The following is a 15,442-nucleotide window of genomic DNA, read 5'->3' as shown; positions in this document are numbered from 1 at the left end:
AAGATGAACAACCCGCCTCGCGCCGCGGATCCATCCGCAAACGCCGCCGACTCCGTGACCGAGGACCTCCGCGACTCCGTCAGAGACGTTCTGCGCGAGCAATGCAGCCTTGGGCATGTTCGACGCATCGTCGACGGTGACCGCGAGCCTGAGCAAGCGCTGCTGCGAATCGCCGCCGAGTTGGGATGGATGGGCGTCGCCTTGCCGGAGGATCAGGGGGGCAGCGGCTTGGGATATGGCGCGCTCTGCGCGCTTTACGAGGAGTTGGGGCGGCACCTCGCTCCGCTGCCCCTTCTGCCCCTCGCGATGTGCATCGAGGCGCTGGCGACCTGCCATTCTCCGGAGCTGAAGCGGCACCTTCCCCCATTGGTGGCCGGCGAATGCAGTGCCACGGTGTCGTCCCTGGACCAGGCCTTCGATGCCCGGGCGGTGCGCCTGCGCCGGCTGGGCAGCGCGCTGCAGCTGCACGGACGCCTGAGCGGGCTTCAGGGTGCTACCGACGCGGCGCTCCTGCTGCTGTTTGCGCGCGACGAGGAAGGCGCCCTGCACGTGCTGCTGCTGGATCCGCGTCGGGACGGCGTCACGCTGGTGGACCGCGGTTCCAGCGATCTCACCCGCACGCTGTGCTCGGCAGACCTGGACGGGCTCGAGGTTTCTGCGGACCGTCTGCTGGTGGGGGTCGATGCGGAGGCTCTTGCCGAGCGCCTGTTGTCCCATGCCTGCCTGGCGCTCGCCAGCGATGCGATGGGCGGTGCGGCGGCAATCTTCGAGCTGACGGTCGACTACCTGCGCACCCGCCACCAGTTCGGACGCGCCATCGGATCCTTCCAGGCCATCAAGCATCGCGCGGCGGACCTCAAGGTCCAGATGGAGGCGAGCACTGGCCTGCTGCGTCAGGCGGTGGCCGCGGCCGATCTTGGCCAGGCGTCGGCCCCCCGGCTGGCGGCGATGGCGAAGTTCCATGCGTGCGACACCTATGCCCGGGTCGCGGCCGAAGCGGTGCAGATGCACGGCGGCATCGGCTTCACCTGGGAGCATCACTGCCACCTGTTCCTCAAGCGCGCCAAGCTCAACCAGCAACTGCACGGCCGTTCCGAGTGGCATCAGGACAGGATCGCCCGCTCGCTGTCCGCAAACGCACTGGAGGTGCTGTGATGACCGAAAGCACCGGCGAACGGCCCGTGGCCGACCCCTCGATCCTGGCCCTCAAGGACGACCTTCCGGCCTTCCGTGCTGCACTGCGCGCCTGGCTGGCGCACAACACGCCGCGCGACTGGGAGGAGCGCCTGGCGCGCGATTTCGACACTGAATTCGTCTCCGTGCAGAAGGACTGGCTGGCGGCGCTGGAGACGATTGGCCTGGCCGTTCCGCACTGGCCGCGGCAATGGGGCGGCCCGGACCTGAGCATCCGCCTGCAGGTCGCGATCTACCAGGAGTTCGCGCGGGCGAACACCCCCGGGCTCGGGATGTACAGCATCTCGCACAACCTTTTGCCGGCAACGCTCCATGATTGGGGGACTCCAGAGCAGGTTGCCCGCTACATGCCCGCCGCCCGCCAGGGCGAGATCTGGTGCCAGGGCTTCTCGGAGCCCGGTGCGGGCTCGGACCTGGCGTCCCTGCGGACCCGCGCAGTGCGCGATGGCGACCAGTACGTGATCAACGGGCAAAAGATCTGGTCGTCCGGCGCCAAGTTCGCGCAGTTCTACATGCTGCTCGCCCGTACGGATCCAGACGCGCCCAGGCACAAGGGCATCTCGATGCTGATCGTCGACCTGCGCAGCCCTGGCGTGCAGATTCGGCCGATCCGCCAGATCAACGGCAACGCCGAGTTTTGCGAGGTGTTCCTGGATAACGTGAAGGTGCCGGTGTCTAACCTCATCGGGCCGGAGAACGGAGGCTGGCGCGTGGCCCAGTCCACCCTGTCCACGGAGCGCGGACTGACCATCCTCAACTGCTCGGAGCGCATGCAGTTCCTGTTCGAGCGCATCCTCGAGCAGGTGCGCGCCGGCCGTGCGCCATGGTACGACGACGACCAGTGGCGGCGCGAATTTGTGCGCGCCTACACCGACCTGCAAGCGGTGCGGCAGGTGGTGCGGCAGATGCTGGAGAACGTGGAGCGCACCGGGGCCGTCGGAGACACGCCGCTGTACGTGAAGTTGCTGTATAGCGAAGTGCAGCAGCGTGCCACCGAACTGTTCCTGCGCATCGAAGGCATCGAGGGCCAGCACCTCGCAATGCGCCACGTCCGCGGCTATCCCACGGGCAGCTGGCTCTACGACTACGTGAGTTCCTGGGCCTGGACCATCGCCGGCGGGACCAACGAGGTCATCCGCAACATCGTTGCGGAGCGCCAGATCGGCCTGCCCCGCGAGCCTCGCTAAGCGCCCCCCGACGAGCCCTTTTCATGAATGCCAAAGGAGCAGTGACCCCATGCGCGCAATGATGATCCACGGCCCAGATTTCGATGGTGTGAGGCTCAATGAGGTCCCAGTCCCGGTCCCTGGCCCCCATGAAGTGCGTATTCGCATGCGCGCTGCCACCTTGAACTACCGTGATTTGACGCGCGTTTGGCTCTTCAAGCCGGGGGCCGCGCCGTTCGTCCTACTGTCCTGCGGTTGCGGCGAAGTCGAGGCCGTTGGCGACGCAGTGACTCGGTTCAAGGTAGGCGACCGCGTGGCGCCTACATTTTTCCCGGACTGGCTGGGCGGGCCCCAGGACAATGCCCTGCTGAAGCGCAACCTCGGCAATACTGTTCCGGGAACGGCGTCCGAATACATGGTCGTGGGGGAGCAAGCCGCCGTTCATGCGCCTGCGACGCTGGGCGACCTCGAGGTCGCAACGCTGCCATGCGCAGCGTTGACCGCGTGGCGGTCGCTGTTCTGCGTGCGCGCCACCCGGCCCGGGGATGTGGTGCTCCTGCTTGGCACTGGCGGCGTGTCGATAGCCGCGCTGCAACTTGCGAAGGCTGCCGGTGCGGTCACGATCATCACTTCGTCATCCGACGCAAAGTTGGCCCGGGCGCGCGCGCTCGGCGCGGACCTGACGATCAACTACCGCACGACGCCGCAGTGGGCGCAGCGGGTGCGGGAGCTCACGGGTGGCGCCGGTGCCGACGTCGTGCTCGATGTCGCCGGCGGCGAGACCACCGCGCAGGCGGCCGAGGCGCTGCGATCCGGCGGAACCATGGCCAACATCGGCCTGGTCGCGGGAGAGCGCGGAAAGTCCTCGGGGCGCCAGGACATCGACCACCCGTTCATCCGGGTTGGGAGCCGCGCGGACTTCGAAAACATGAACCGTGCCATCGTGGCCAACCGCATCAGGCCGGTCATCGACGAGGTCTTCGAGCTCGAGGAGCTTGGCCGCGCCATGAAGGTTCTGAGCGAGGGCAGGGTCTTCGGCAAGATCGGGATCCGCATCCGCTGACCGCAGGACGCCGCAAGCCTTCAAGTGAACGACAACGGCCCCTCCTCCTCCGTGCGCGATGCGGTACGCAGCCGCCAATCGGTACGCGCGTTTCTCGGCGATGCCGTGCCTACGGAGACACTGCGCGAGGTCCTGCAGGATGCCGCCCGCGCGCCTTCCGGCGGCAACCTGCAGCCGTGGCATGTGGACGTGTTGACGGGGGAGCGGCTCGTCGCACTCAAGACGCTGATGCAGGCGCGATTGGCGTCGGACGCCGAACCCGAAACGCCGGAATACGACATCTACCCGCCGTCGCTGCCCGCACCCTGGCGTGACCGGCGCTTCCGTGTCGGCGAGGGAATGTATGCGCTGCTGAAGATTCCGCGTGAGGACAAGGCGGCGCGGCGCCGCTGGTTCGCCAACAACTACACCTTCTTCGGTGCCCCGGCGGCGATGATCTGTTCGGTCGACCGGCTCATGGGTCCGCCCCAATGGTCGGACCTGGGAATGTTCCTGCAGACGGTGATGCTGCTCCTTCGCGAGCGCGGGCTGGACAGTTGCGCGCAAGAATCCTGGTCGATTTATCCGCAGACGATCAGCCGCTTCCTGGCCTGGCCCGAAAGCCGCATGGTCTTTTGCGGCATGGCTATCGGCTGGCGCGACCCAGCGCACCCGGTCAATGCGCTGGTCACGGAGCGCGCACCGCTGGACGAGTGGGCACGCTTCCACAGCACGTGAGCGCTTATGCCATCTTGACTGCGCATGGCATCGAATCGCGGAACCCTGCCGGCGCGCCGTACCTTAAACGACGGAAATCGAACACGCAGGGGGTAAGGCTTCTGTGCAGACGTGCCGCCCAGCTTGCATCTCGCCGAAAACCGTTTACGATACCAAGCAAGCGCTAGGTGTTGTCCGACCCAACCATCGGCCGCGAGTCAGCGGCGCCAACCAGGAGACGATTTTGAGAAGACAATTCATGCGCGCTGTGGCGGCTACTGTTCTCGCTCCGTACATTGGTACGGCAGACAGCCAGGGGCGCGATAACCGCCCCTATCGGTTGATCCTGTCGATCGGTGCCGGTTCCGGGATGGACACCCTGTTCAGGGCCTACGCGAAGGTGCTCAGCGAAGAGCTGAAGGCCCCCGTGGTCGTCGACAACAAGCCTGGCGCGGACGGTGCCATCGCTTTCCGCGAACTCGCGCGCGCCGGCACGGATGGCCATACGTTCATGGCAGTGTCCGACTCCATGTTGAATTTTCTTCCTGTGGTGAAGCCGGGTGTCTACGACCCGAAATCGCTGCGGCCCATCGTCAATGTCACCCGGTCGACTTCGCTGATCATCACGCGTGCGGACGCCAAGTATCGCAACCTCGAGGACCTGCTGAATGCCGCGAGACAGAAGCCGGAAACCGTGCCATTCGGCACGTATGCGCTGTTCTATCGAATCACCCTCGCGCGTCTCGAGGAAGCGACGAAGTCGAAGTTCAAGGACATTCCCTACAAGGGGACTCCTGCGAATGCGCTGAATGACCTGCTGGGTGGCACGCTGGATGCCATCTTTTACGAAGCTGGCGGGGCGATTCCGCTCATCGAATCCGGGCGTGTCAAGCCCCTCGCAATCGTCAGCGCCGAGCGCAGCCCGTCACTGCCGAAAGTGCCGACGGTCGCGGAAAGTGGATACCCGGGTTTTTCGATGTACTTCCTGCAGGGGATGGGCGTCCACAGTGGCACGCCGGAGCCGTTGGTCCGCCAGCTGGAAGCCGCCGCTGTCAAGGCGGCCCGCGACCCCTCCATCGTCGAGTACGCCAAGCAGCATGCCACGGAGCACTACGTGATGGGCGCGGATGCGTTCGAGAAGTACGTCGATAAGGATGCCGCCCTGTACAGGGATTTCGTCGCGCGCTCGGGAATCATGAAGCGTCTTAGTGAGTGAAGGGCGGATACGGTACTTCGCGGCCGCCGCGGTGAACTCGCTGGGCCCGCTCCCTACACCGACGGGGCCGGAGCATCCTCGTCAGGCGGGAGCGCGTAACGTACGTTTCTAGCGCGCGCGCCAGATCGGTGGACGCTTTTCGGTGAACGCTCTCGCGCCTTCCTTGGCATCCTCCGATTCGAACACTGCTGCCGTATAAGCCTTCTGGCGCTCGAACATCTCCGAATCGGGCCAGTCACGTGATTCGGAGACCACCCGCTTGGCCGCAACCAGTGCGAGCGGCCCGTTGGCCAGCAGTTTCGTCCCGAGGTCGAGCGCAGCTTCGAGCGCTTTACCTGGTTCGACCAATTCGTTGACCAGGCCCAGTCGCTCGGCGCGGTCGGCCGGCAGCATGTCCCCCGTCAGCACGTATTGCATCGCGACGTGATACGGGATGCGGCGCGGCAAGCGCATCAGCCCCCCGGCGGTGGCCGCGAGGCCACGCTTGACCTCCGGAAGGCCGAACCTGGCTTCGCGCGAAGCGACGATCAGGTCGCAGGACAGCACCATCTCGAAACCGCCGGCAAGCGCGTAACCTTCCACCGCGGCGATCAGCGGCTTCTTCGGTGGCGCCTGCGTCAGCGCGCCGAAGCCGCGTCCCTCGACGCGCGGCAACTCGCCGCGCAGGAACGCCTTCAGGTCCATTCCCGAGCAGAAGTGGCCGCCGGCGCCGGTCAATATGCCGATGCGAAGCGCAGGGTCACCCTCCAGCTGGTCCAGTGCCGCGGCGATCTCGTGCGCCAGCGCCTGCGTCATGGCGTTGCGCGCCTCTGGCCGGTTCATCGTCATCACAAGCACGCCATCGCGGCGTTCGACGAGCAGTTCGGTCATGTGGTCACCTCGGCTGCATGCGGATGGCGCCGTCGAGGCGGATCGTCTCACCATTGATCATGGCATTGTCGATGACATGCAACGCGAGCCTGGCGAATTCGTCCGGCACACCAAGCCGCGGCGGGTGTGGAACCGAGGCGCCGAGCGATGCCTTCACGTTCTCCGGCAGGCGCGCGAGGATGGGTGTGTCGAAGATGCCGGGCGCGATCGTCACGACGCGGATGGCGCGTTGGGCCAAGTCACGCGCGGCCACCAGCGTCATGCCGACGATGCCCGCCTTCGCCGACGCATACGGAATCTGCCCCACCTGGCCTTCCCACGCGGCAACCGACGAAGTCAGGATGCACACGCCCCGGTCGCCGTCCACGGGCTCGTTGCCTGCCATCGCAGCCGCCGCCAATCGCAGGGCGTTGAAGCTGCCGATCAGGTTGACGCGAACGATGCTCTCGTAGAAGTCGAGCGCACCCGGTTTTCCCTCCTTGTCCAGCACGCGCAACGCCCCGCCACGGCCAGCGCAGTTCACGAGGACGCGCAGCGGCGCGAGACCGAGGGCCGCGGCCACGGCTTCCTGCATTTGCGGCTCGCTGGTGACGTCGGCCGGCACGAAACGCACCGACGCGCCGAGTTGCGCCGCCACCTCGGCGCCATTGGAGGAGGGCAGGTCGGCGATGACCACCTTGGCGCGCTGTTCGACCAGGCGGCGCACAGTCGCCAGGCCAAGACCGGAGGCGCCGCCGGTCACGATGGCGCTGCTTTGCTCGATTCTCATGGAAGTGCCTCTGCTTCTAAGGGGTGCGAAGCGCTCAGACGCGCTCGAGGATCATGGTGTTCGCCATGCCGCCGGCTTCGCACATGGACTGCAGGCCATAGCGCAGGCCGCGTGCCTCCAGGTGATTCAGCAACGTGGTGGTCAGCCGCGCGCCCGAAGCGCCCAGCGGATGGCCCAGTGCAATCGCACCGCCGCATGGGTTCAGCCGCTCGGGGTCCGCCTGCAGTTCGCGCAGCCAGGCCAGCGGAACCGGCGCGAAGGCTTCGTTGATCTCGAATGCGTCGATCTGGTCGACCGTCATGCCGGCCTTCGCGAGCGCCGCGCGCGACGAGGCGATGGGCGCCGTGAGCATCATCATCGGGTCGTCGCCGCGCACATCGAACCCGACGAACCGGGCGCGCGGCTTGAGTCCCAGCCGGTTCGCCATGCGCTCGCTGACGAGCAGCACCGCGGCCGCGCCGTCGACCATCTGCGACGAGTTGCCGGCAGTGACTCGCCAGTCGGTGATCTCCGGAAAGCGTTCGCGCAACCGCTCGTCCGCGAACGTGGGTTTCAGCTGGGCGAGCTTCTCGGGGGTGCTGTCGGCGCGGATGGTCTCGTCGCGTTCGACCACGCCCCCGCCGGAGCGGATCGCGACGATCTCGCGCGCGAACCGGCCGCTGGCGTCGCTCTCGGCTGCGAGCCGGTGCGAGCGCGCAGCGTAGCGGTCCAGCTCGTCGCGCGACAGATTCCACTTCGCGGCGACGCGCTCTGCAGCCGCACCCTGCGAGATCTGCGCACCGTATCGCGCCGCGTACGAGGGCCCGAACGGGTTCTGGTCCATGCGAGCGCTGCCCATGGGCACGCGGCTCATCGACTCGACACCGCAGGCGATCACGATGTCGTGCGCTCCGGCGACGATGCCTTGGACACCGAAGGCGATCGCCTGCTGGGACGAACCGCACTTTCGGTCGATGGTGGTCGCCGGGACATGGTCCGGGAAGCCGGCGGCCAGCCAAGCCACGCGGCCGGGTGTCGCGGACTGCTCGCCGCTCTGGCTGACGCAGCCGGTGATCACGTCGCCGACTTGCCCGGGGTCGATGCCGTTGCGCTGGATGAGCTGCTGCAGCACCTGGCCCAGCAGTTCGGTCGGGTGCAGGTCAGTGAATGCGCCGCCGGCTTTGATGCGGCCCGACGGCGAGCGGATGGCGTCGACGATAAATGCGGTCTCTGACACGTGGGACTCCGTAACGTTAAAGGTGAGGCCGAAGATGCAACTGCAGCTCAGCCCCGGACGACTTTGCCCGGCGTGCACAAACCGGAGAGGATGAGGATGACGCACTGGCGGGTCCAGCGCGTCACGGTCCATTTCCCCTGGGGGTTGAACCACCTTGCGGCAGACATGACGGCATCCCGCACCATGTAAAACGGCACGATGGGGTCGATCTCGGGGTTGAACACGCCGGCGTCGATCCCCGACTTGACGGTGTTGCGCCAGAGCGTCTCGATCTTCGACCCGACCTCATTCAGGTAGCTGAATCGCGGCTGCTCGGCCAGCCAGCGGCCGTCCTGCTGCAGCAAGAGCAACGCGGCCCGGTGGGAGTGGACTGCATCCATGGCGGATTCGATCAGCTTCTGGACCTGCTCCTCCGGCTTGTCCGTCGTCGCAATGACTTCTTCATAACGCAGCAGGGCGTTCCGGACGTACTTGCCAAGCAGCTCGTCGACGATTTCGTCCTTCGACCCGAAATGATGGTAAAGGCTGCCGGATTGCACATTGGCTGCGTCGGCAATCAGACGCACGGTCGTTGCCTTGTACCCCTTGTCGACGAACAGGCTGGCGGCAATCTGCATGATTTCCTCGCGGCGCGTCATCTCCTGGGGTTCGACAACGGTGCCGGGCTCGAGCGCTTGTACCTTCATGAACAGGAGTGTAGCGATGAATCGAATACCAAGCGAGCGCTTGGGCAAAATCGCCACGATCGTGGTGTGCTCGAAGGCCTTCCCGTCGCCAGCAGCATCGAGAAAGGAGCGGGATGGCTCAGGGAATGTCCTCGAGGTCGGGGTACTGGCGCACGCGATGGCCTTGCGCGGGCTGCAGGCGGTCGCCAGCGCGGGCGCCCGACGGGAGCGTCCGGCCGAGGAATTCGAGGACTGCGTCGCCGAACGCGTCGTTGCGGTCCCCTGCCACCATGTGACCGGCCGAGGCAATGCTGACGAATTCGCTGTGCGGCGCCAGCGCCTTGAACTGCGCGACGCCTTCGTCGCTCAACACGTCGGAGTGTGCACCCCGCACGAGCAGGGTCGGAATCGTGAGCGCACGCGCGCATTCCTCGAGGCGCTGCTGGCGCCGCACGAGATCGCGATGCCCGAGCAGGAAGCGCGGATCCCAATGCCAGTAGAGCCTGCCGTTCGCTCGCTGGCGGACGTTCTTCGCCAAGCCGAGCAGATTGGCGGGTCGCGCCCGATGCGGCTGGTAGCTTGCGATGGCGTCCGCCACCTCCTCCAGCGAGGCAAAGCCATCGGGATTGCGGCGCATGAATGCCCTGATGTGTTCGATACCCTTGGTCTCGATGCGTGGCGCGATGTCGACGAGAACCAGCGCCCGGGCGCCCACCGACCGCTCAGCCGCCGCGACCAGACTCGTGCCGCCGCCCATCGAGGCGCCCACGAGGATGCAAGGCCCGTCTCCCAATGCTTGCACCACGCAGCGCAGGTCCTGCACCGTCACATCCTGGCTGTACATCCCGTCGTTCGCCCACTCCGAGTCGCCGTGGCCGCGCGCGTCGAAGGCGACCGCGTGGTAGCCCGCAGCGCCGAGCGCGCGACCGGTCCCCTTCCAGGCATGCCGCGTCTGGCCGCCGCCATGCAGCAGGATCACCAGTGGGTGGCGTGGATCGCCCCAGGCATCACCCGCGATCCACAAGCCGCCAGCGCCGCGCCAGCGGTGCATCGGTTGCATTGTCCCTGGCAGACGTTCACCCGCGCTCATTGCGATACCAGCTTGAGTTGAAGACCGGCCTCGAGTGCGGTCTTGCGGATGACCGCCCGCTGAACCTTGCCGGTGGCGGTGTGCGGCAACTCTGCGACGACGACCACCCGCTTCGGGACCTTGAAGCTCGCTATCTTGCCCTTGCAGGCTGCAATGATCGATTCTTCCGTAGCCGCCGCACCGGGGCGGAGGACCACATAGGCCACGGGCACTTCCACCAGCCTCGGCTCGGGAATACCAATCACGGCGACCTCCAGGATGTCCGGGACCAGTTCGCTCAATTCCTGCTCAACGCCCTGCGGCGAAACGTTCTCGCCGCCAACCTTGAGCATCTCCTTGTACCGGCCGGTGAAGCGGATGCTGCCGTCGGGCCGCACTACGCCCTGGTCGCCACTGTGCAGCCAGCCGTCCGCGTCCAGCGCGGCAGCGGTGGCCTCTGGGTCTTCGAAGTAGCCCTTCATCACCGAGTAGCAGCGGAACAGCATCTCGCCCGGCATGCCCGGCGGGACGTCCTTGCCCGTTTCGGGGTCGATCAGCCGCATCTCCATCCCCGGCAGCGGCCGGCCCGACGAATGGCAACGCAGTTCCTCGGGCTCGTCGATGGCGCAGGTACACATCCAGCACCAGGACTCCGACATGCCCGCGCCGGTCACGGTGGGGCAGAACACGCGCTGCACCTGCACGGCAATCGCGGCCGAGGTCTCGAGGCCGGATGGCAGCGTGCCGAAGCGCAAGCTGCCGACGTTGCGCGGGCGCTCGGCCTGGACACGCAGGAGGTCGGCGTAATGGGTTTCGAAACCGTGGAGGATGTTGATCGACTTTTGCTCGATCAGGTCCAGCGCCGTGTTTGCGTCGAAGGTCTCCATGACGACCTGCCGACAGCCGCTGTACATGCATTGCAGCACCGCTTCGCTGAGCGAATAGAGGTGGAACATCGGCAGGTAGTTCAGCATTGTCTCGCCAGGCTGCACCTTCCACAGGCGTCCGCGATCGCGCACGCTGCGCACGCAGCTGTGGTCGTGCATCACCCCCTTGGGGCGGCCCGTTGTCCCCGACGTGAAGACGATCAGCGCCAGATCGCTTGCCTTGCAGGCCGCACGGCGTTCGCACAGCGCCCGCTGTTCCGCCGGCGAATAAACGGCGTCTTCGAGGCTGGACCAGGAAATGGCGCCGGGCATGACGCCTTCCCCAACCAGGACCGTCCGCAGGCTGCCCCGCTCCAGGTCCGATCGCAGACTGCGCTGCACCAGGGCGACGAAGTCGATCGGCCCCGCACGGCCGGAGAAGATCAATACCTTGCAGCCCCCGCGGCGGACGACGTCGGCCAGGTCCGTTTCGCGATAGCGCAGGTTGAACGGCACCGCCGCGGCGCCGATGCGCCAGAGGGCGAAGATGGCCTCCACATACTCCGGCCCGTTGCTGACCAGGAGGCCGACTTTGTCGCCCGCGTTGACGCCGTTGCGCATCAGGCCGCACGCCACCCGGTCGATGCGCGCATCGAGTTCGGCGTAGCTCATTGCGCCGGTCGCCCATTCCAGGGCTTTCTGTTCCGGCCACTTGGCTGCGGCACGCGTGGGCAGTTCACCGAGCAGCGGAAGGTCTTTGTCCGTCACGGCTGTTTCTCCAGGCCCCAGTCGGCGCACACGGCGGCAGCGTCACCGCCAATGCCGCAAGGCGACGGCGGCTGCCTGGTCGGCGTGCGCGAATAGCGCGGCGCCGGCGCTGGCTGCGTCACGCCGTCCTGGACGTAGTGCGACTCGCGCGCGCGGTTGTGCGGGTGGCCGGGAGCCTCTTCGAAGTCCAGCACGGGCGCGAAGCACACGTCCGTGCCTTCGAGCAGTGCCGTCCACTCGGCACGCGTCTTCGAGCCGAAAACGGAGCCCAGGCGCCGGGCGAGATCCGGCCAGCGCTCCGTATCCATCTGGCCGTCGAACTCCCGTGCATCGAGCAGGCCGAGCTTCTCGCGCAGCAACTGGTAGAACTGTGGTTCGATCGGCCCTACCGCGACGTACTTGCCATCAGCGCAGCGGTACGTGTTGTAGAAGGGCGCTCCGCCGTCGAGCAGGTTGCCGCCTCGCTTCCCGGTCCACTGCCCCAAGGCGCGCAGGCTGAGAATCGGTGCGAGCATCGCGTTGACCCCGTCCGTCATGGCCGCGTCGATGACCTGGCCACGGCCCGAACGCGCCCGTTCGTGCAGCGCGCACAGCACGCCGAAGAGCAGGAACATCGAGCCGCCGCCGAAATCGCCCACGAGGTTCAGTGGGGGGACGGGGCGCCCACCGCGTTCGCCGATGGCTGCCAGCGCTCCGGTAATTGCGATGTAGTTCAGGTCGTGCCCCGCGACGTGCGCGAGCGGCCCGTGCTGGCCCCAACCGGTGATGCGCCCGTAGACCAGGCGCGGATTCGCGGCCAGCAGCTCGTCAGGTCCAAGACCGAGGCGCTCCATCACGCCGGGACGGAATCCCTCGATCAGCACGTCGGCCCTGCCAGCCAGCCCGCGCGCTGTCGCGAGGCCCGCCGCGGACTTCAGGTCGAGGACTAGCGAGCGTTTGCCGCGGCCGGTGATGTCCGCAGGGTCGGCGTGGCGACTGGGCGGCCGGTCCACCCGCACGACGTCCGCGCCCATGTCGGCCAGCAGCATGCCGGCGAACGGTCCGGGACCCAGGCCGGAGAACTCAAGCACCTTCAGACCCGCAAGCGGGCCGCGACCTTCATCGATATTTGCTTCGCCCTTCAAGCGTGGGCCTCGTCGAACTGCTCGTAGTGATCGAGCTCGGGCATGCCCATCATGTCCTCGAAGCGCTGGAACGTCCACGGCCAGGAGGCGATGTTCCCTTTCTTGTCCATGTACCAGCTCCTGCAGCCGCTGCTCCAGATCGTCGAGCCCATCTGCTTGCGGACAGCCTCGTTGAATTCGCGGGTTGCGTCCGCCTTCGGTGCCACCGCCTTGATGCCAGTAACCACCATGTGCTGGATCATGCGGATCGCGTAGCCGCACTGCCGTTCGGCTGTCATCAGGAAGGAGAAGTTGCCGATGGGGCTGTTTGGCCCACCGATCATGAAGAAATTGGGGAAGCCGGGGATCGCCACCGCCAGGTAAGCCTGGGCGCTGTCCTTCCAGGCATCTTCGAGCGTCAGGCCGTTGCGACCGATGATCTTCATGGGCTCGAAGGTTGCGTGCGCGTTGAAGCCCGTGGCGAGGATCAGCACGTCCAGTTCGTGCAGGCGGCCGTCGACCGTACGCACGCCGTTGGGCTCGATTGCTTCGATGCGATCGGTCACCAGCTCGGCATTCGGTTGCTGTATGGCGTTGTAGAAGCTGTCAGACATAACCAGCCGCTTGCAGCCCACCTTGTAGTCCGGCCGCAGCTTTTCGCGCAGCACCGGGTCCTTGACGCTTTGCTCCAGGTTCTCGCGGCAGGTGCGCTCGATGTGGGCGTATACACGCGGCGCCTGGCCGACGATCGCGGCAGCCCATTTGTTGTTGAAGTCGTCCGCGAGATCGTCATAGCGCTTCTGCATCAGCACCGGGTCGCGGCGGAAGCGCTCCTTTTCCTCTTCCGAAACCGGCGTGTTGGGCAGGGGCATGATCCACTGCGCCGTGCGTTGGAACACGGACAACTTCGACGTCTTCGAGACGATTGCTGAAACGATCTGCGTCGCGGTGGAACCGGTGCCGATGATGCCGACGCGCTTGCCTTCGAGCTGCAGGCCTGCGGGCCAGTGCAGCGTGTGGAACATGGTTCCTGCGAAGCTGTCCAGGCCGGGGACATCGGGCAGCGCCGGCTTCCGCAGGATGCCCATCGCGGTGATCACGACGTCGAAAGGCCCGCGCGTACCGACGGTCGTCTCCAGCGTCCACCGGCCGCCGTCGTAAGTGGCGGCCTTCACCTCGGCGTTGAAGACGACGTGGCGCTGGATGTCAAAGTCATCGTAAACGCGGCGGAGGTAATCCAGGATTTCGCTTCCTGAGGCGCAGACGTGCGTCCAGTCGGGGTTCGGCGCGAAAGAGAACCGGTACAGGTGCGACGGCACGTCGCATGCGATGCCCGGATAGCGGTTGTCGCGCCACGTCCCGCCAATCTCGGACGCGCGCTCGAAGACTTGCACGTCGGTCTGGCCGATCTCGCGCAACTTGATCACCGTCATGATGCCGGAGGCACCTCCGCCGATCACCGCAATCTTGAGTTTTCTCGTAATGTCCATTGTCTTTGTCCCTGGTGTGTCGTAGCGAGTGCGTCGCGACGTCCGGTGCGACGGGCCCCTAACCAAGCGCTTGATAGGCATGGTAAGGGATTACGCGGGCATGCGCAAGCGGGCTGGTCCGGCTCAGTCAACGCGACCAGGTCGGGTTGACGCGATCGGGAGAAAACAGTACCCTATCAAGCGCTTGGTATTTGAAGCCGGGCAAGCACAGGTGCGGACAGTGTCTGCACAGCCTTTTCCACTCGACCTGAGGACAGCGACATGCAAATCGATTCCCACCGCGTAGCGGACGCATCCTTTTCCCGTGAGCGCCGCCGCTTCCTGCGGTCGGGTGCGGCGCTGGGCGCAGCAGCAGCGGCCTCGCCCATGCTGGCGCGCGCCCAGCAGAACGCTCCCGTCAAGCTCATCATGGCGACGGCACCCGGCGGCGGAGGCGACGCGCTGTTTCGCGTCATGGAAGACAAACTGAGGCAGGCAGTCGGTGCTCCGGTGATCATCGACTACAAGCCCGGTGGCGGTGGCGCCCCTGGTCACCTGGAGGTCGCACGCGGTCCCAAGGACGGATCCATGCTGGGCTATGCCTTCAGCGGTCCGATGTCGACCATTCCGCAGCTCCGCAAGAACGTCGGCTACGACCCGCTGAAGGATTTCGAACCGGTGTCGCTCGTGATGCGCGCGCCAGCCGTTGTGATGGCCAGCATGCGCGTGCCCGGTGACGACATCGGCGCGCTCATGGCCTACGCCAAGACCAAACCCGAGGGCATCAACTCTGGCACCGCCGGCGTGGGAGGCGTCGGTCACCTCACTGGGGTGCTGTTGGGGCTGCAGGGCAACATGAAGATGCTTCACGTTCCCTACAAGGGCGGCGCGCCGGCAGTTCAGGCACTGATGGCGGGCGACCTCGACATCCTGGTGACTGTCGTGACCGAGACGGTGCTGTCGCTCGCGAAGGCCAAAAAAATCAAGCTCATCGGCGTGGCGTCGAAAGAGCCCTCCCCGCTGTTGCCTGGCGTTCCGACCGTTGCGAAGTTCCTGCCCGGATTCCATTCCGAGATCCTTCACGGCATCGTGCTGCCCGCGGGAACGCCTCGCGAGATCGTCGAACGGTACAACGCTGCGTTCGTCCAGGTGCTGAACGACAAGGACATTCAAGCCAAGTTCCTGGCCAACAACAGCATCGCATCGCCCAGCACGCCGAAGCAATATGGCGAGGCGATCGCGGCTGAATACGCGCAGTGGGCGCAGGTGATCAAGCGCGCCGGCATCACGGTGGATCAGGCGACCTGACCCG

The 15,442-nt window shown here is 66.2% G+C and carries 14 protein-coding genes; 6 read left to right on the top strand and 8 right to left on the bottom strand.

Annotated features, from left to right (window positions below):
• The first annotated feature begins 3 nt into the window (after positions 1 to 3).
• The 5 genes from EZ313_RS16735 (at position 4) to EZ313_RS16715 (ending at position 5,335) form a co-directional block, all read left to right on the top strand.
• A complete protein-coding gene (locus tag EZ313_RS16735) occupies positions 4 to 1,155 on the top strand; it encodes an acyl-CoA dehydrogenase family protein (protein ID WP_167772621.1) in 1,152 nt (383 codons plus the stop codon).
• Complete coding sequence (locus EZ313_RS16730) at positions 1,155 to 2,381, top strand: acyl-CoA dehydrogenase family protein (protein WP_135264404.1); 1,227 nt, start codon at positions 1,155 to 1,157, stop codon at positions 2,379 to 2,381. The genes EZ313_RS16735 and EZ313_RS16730 overlap by 1 nt, the downstream gene beginning before the upstream one ends.
• Before the next feature lie 49 nt (positions 2,382 to 2,430).
• The gene (locus tag EZ313_RS16725) at positions 2,431 to 3,423 is read left to right on the top strand and encodes a zinc-dependent alcohol dehydrogenase family protein (RefSeq protein ID WP_135264403.1); all 993 of its coding nucleotides are present in this window, start codon (positions 2,431 to 2,433) and stop codon (positions 3,421 to 3,423) included.
• A gap of 24 nt (positions 3,424 to 3,447) precedes the next feature.
• Positions 3,448 to 4,140: a nitroreductase family protein gene (locus EZ313_RS16720; protein ID WP_135264402.1), complete on the top strand. Its 693-nt coding sequence runs from the start codon at positions 3,448 to 3,450 to the stop codon at positions 4,138 to 4,140.
• A 223-nt stretch (positions 4,141 to 4,363) separates the two neighbouring features.
• Positions 4,364 to 5,335, top strand: a complete 972-nt coding sequence (locus tag EZ313_RS16715) for a tripartite tricarboxylate transporter substrate binding protein (protein WP_135264401.1) — start codon at positions 4,364 to 4,366, stop codon at positions 5,333 to 5,335.
• 108 nt (positions 5,336 to 5,443) lie between these two features.
• Here EZ313_RS16715 and EZ313_RS16710 read toward each other — a convergent pair whose 3' ends face one another.
• The 8 genes from EZ313_RS16710 to EZ313_RS16675 all read right to left on the bottom strand — a co-directional run bounded on the left by EZ313_RS16710 (position 5,444) and on the right by EZ313_RS16675 (position 14,232).
• Positions 5,444 to 6,205, bottom strand: coding sequence for a crotonase/enoyl-CoA hydratase family protein (locus tag EZ313_RS16710; protein WP_135264400.1), 762 nt, complete (start codon positions 6,203 to 6,205; stop codon positions 5,444 to 5,446).
• Positions 6,206 to 6,209: 4 nt separating this feature from the next.
• A complete protein-coding gene (locus tag EZ313_RS16705; RefSeq protein WP_135264399.1) occupies positions 6,210 to 6,974 on the bottom strand; it encodes an SDR family NAD(P)-dependent oxidoreductase in 765 nt (254 codons plus the stop codon).
• A 34-nt stretch (positions 6,975 to 7,008) separates the two neighbouring features.
• A complete protein-coding gene (locus tag EZ313_RS16700; protein ID WP_240788680.1) occupies positions 7,009 to 8,190 on the bottom strand; it encodes a thiolase family protein in 1,182 nt (393 codons plus the stop codon).
• Between the two features lie 47 nt (positions 8,191 to 8,237).
• Positions 8,238 to 8,933 carry a TetR/AcrR family transcriptional regulator gene (locus EZ313_RS16695; protein WP_135264397.1) on the bottom strand — a complete coding sequence of 232 codons (696 nt, stop codon included), beginning with the start codon at positions 8,931 to 8,933 and terminating at the stop codon, positions 8,238 to 8,240.
• A gap of 61 nt (positions 8,934 to 8,994) precedes the next feature.
• Positions 8,995 to 9,906, bottom strand: coding sequence for an alpha/beta fold hydrolase (locus EZ313_RS16690; protein WP_338106323.1), 912 nt, complete (start codon positions 9,904 to 9,906; stop codon positions 8,995 to 8,997).
• A 35-nt stretch (positions 9,907 to 9,941) separates the two neighbouring features.
• The gene (locus EZ313_RS16685) at positions 9,942 to 11,558 is read right to left on the bottom strand and encodes a class I adenylate-forming enzyme family protein (protein ID WP_167772619.1); all 1,617 of its coding nucleotides are present in this window, start codon (positions 11,556 to 11,558) and stop codon (positions 9,942 to 9,944) included.
• Entirely contained in the window at positions 11,555 to 12,682 is a 1,128-nt protein-coding gene (locus tag EZ313_RS16680; protein ID WP_240788679.1) for a CaiB/BaiF CoA transferase family protein, read from the bottom strand. The genes EZ313_RS16685 and EZ313_RS16680 overlap by 4 nt, the downstream gene beginning before the upstream one ends.
• Entirely contained in the window at positions 12,679 to 14,232 is a 1,554-nt protein-coding gene (locus tag EZ313_RS16675; RefSeq protein ID WP_240788678.1) for a flavin-containing monooxygenase, read from the bottom strand. Before EZ313_RS16675 ends, EZ313_RS16680 begins: the two co-directional genes overlap by 4 nt.
• Before the next feature lie 180 nt (positions 14,233 to 14,412).
• On the opposite strand from EZ313_RS16675, the gene EZ313_RS16670 reads away from it, so the two are divergent.
• On the top strand, positions 14,413 to 15,438 hold the full coding sequence (locus EZ313_RS16670) for a Bug family tripartite tricarboxylate transporter substrate binding protein (RefSeq protein WP_135264394.1): 1,026 nt from the start codon (positions 14,413 to 14,415) through the stop codon (positions 15,436 to 15,438).
• Positions 15,439 to 15,442: the final 4 nt, after the last annotated feature.

Origin of the sequence: Ramlibacter henchirensis, from assembly GCF_004682015.1 — a bacterium.
GTDB classification, from domain to species: Bacteria; Pseudomonadota; Gammaproteobacteria; order Burkholderiales; family Burkholderiaceae_C; genus Ramlibacter; species Ramlibacter henchirensis.
This window is presented reverse-complemented; position numbering and strand designations above follow the sequence as displayed.